Source organism: Dietzia sp. SYD-A1 (genome assembly GCF_015356725.1).
Lineage (GTDB): Bacteria > Actinomycetota > Actinomycetes > Mycobacteriales > Mycobacteriaceae > Dietzia.
The window spans coordinates 1-1477 of the sequence record NZ_JADDKI010000450.1 but is presented as its reverse complement, the minus strand read 5'-3'; the positions used below and the strand labels follow the sequence as shown (position 1 = coordinate 1477).

At 72.4% G+C, this 1477-nt stretch carries 2 protein-coding genes; both read right to left on the bottom strand.

Annotation, left to right across the window (positions count from 1 at the left end):
• The coding region (locus IY392_RS15550; RefSeq protein ID WP_194861693.1) for a carbohydrate kinase family protein at positions 1-900 on the bottom strand (900 nt) is incomplete at its 3' end.
• Positions 897-1477 (bottom strand): class II aldolase/adducin family protein (locus IY392_RS15545; RefSeq protein WP_194861692.1); only part of this gene is annotated, 581 nt, incomplete at its 5' end. The genes IY392_RS15545 and IY392_RS15550, both read right to left, overlap by 4 nt.

Here is a 1477-nt window from a genome sequence, read left to right as displayed (position 1 = left end):
GTCATAGCTGCCCGCCGTGGTGCCGAGGCCCTGGGCCACCTGAGCCGCGACCGCGCAGCCGAGCTCCGCGGATTCCCGCAGATCGCGCCCCAGGTGGCGGCCCACCAGGAAGCCGGCCGAGAACGAGTCCCCGCAGCCGGTGGTGTCGACGACGTCGATCGGGAAGGCGGGGACCGCGACGGTCTCGTCCGGCGTGACGACGAGTGCGCCGTCGGCGCCCGCCGTGAGGGCCACGCACGCCACCCCTCGCTCGATCAGCACGCGCGCCCCCTCCGCCAGCGACTCGGCGCCGGTGAAGCCGCGAACCTGGTCATCGTTGGGCAACAGGTAGTCCACGTGCGGCAGGGCGTCGGCGATCCACTCGAGCATGCCCGGGTCGCCGTCGGCGAGCACGTCGACCGACGTGGTGATCCCCTTCCCGCGGGCACGGGAGAGCAGCTCGCCCGCCGCCGGGCCGCCCAGGAACTCTGGCCCGCCCAGATGTAGATGCGTCAGTCCCTCGAGCGCGGCGTCGTCGATGTCGTCTAGGGTGAACACGCCGTTCGCACCGATGCAGTGCCACGCGGGTCGGTCCCCGTTGGGCCGCACGGGGATCACCGACGCCGACGTCTGCGCATCCGCCTTGGTCACGAGGCCACCGGTGTCCACGCCCTCGTCGCTCAGCAGGGCCGTCAGGGTGCGTCCGATGGCGTCGGCACCGACCGCGCCGATGCTGCGGACCCCGGCCCCCAGGCGGCTGAGCACCACTGCCGTGCCCCCGGCGGTTCCGGCCGGGGAGAAGGCGATGGTGTCCACCAGGGCGCCTGCGGAGCCCTCCGGGATGGAGTCGATCCCGATCGCGTGGACGTCGAGGACGTGCACCCCGACCGTCGCGATAATCATGGAGGAGATGTCGGTCATTGCGGGAGCTCCTTGGTGGTTCCGTACTCGAGGGTGATCGCCTGGACGACCGCGTCGTGTTGCTGCGCCTCGGTGAGGGGCCGCGGCGTGCCCATCCCACTCGCGCGCACGTGCAGGGCCGCCAGCCACTCGAGCAGCAGCGCGTTGTCGAGGGCCTTGTCGAGGGAGGATCCCACCGCCACCGAACCGTGGTTGGCCATGAGGACCGCCTGCCGGTCCTGCAAGCCGTCCACGACGAGGTCGGCGAGCTCAGGGGTGCCGAACGTGGCGTAGGGAGCCACCCGGATCTCCCCGCCCAGCAGCAGCTGCTGGTAGTGGAGCACGGGCAGCGCGTCCATCCCGGCCACGCAGGCGACGGCCGTCGAGAAGGGGGCGTGCGTGTGGACGACCGCCGCTGCCTGCGATCGGGCGTAGATGCCCAGGTGGAGGCCGAGCTCGGACGTCGGCGCGAGTCGGCCGTCGACATGCTCCCCGGTCGCGTCCACCACGGTGACGTCGTCGGCGCTACAGTCGGCCAGCACCACCCCGGTGCCCGTCACGGCGACCAGTCCGTCGCCGACCCGGGCCGAGACGTTGC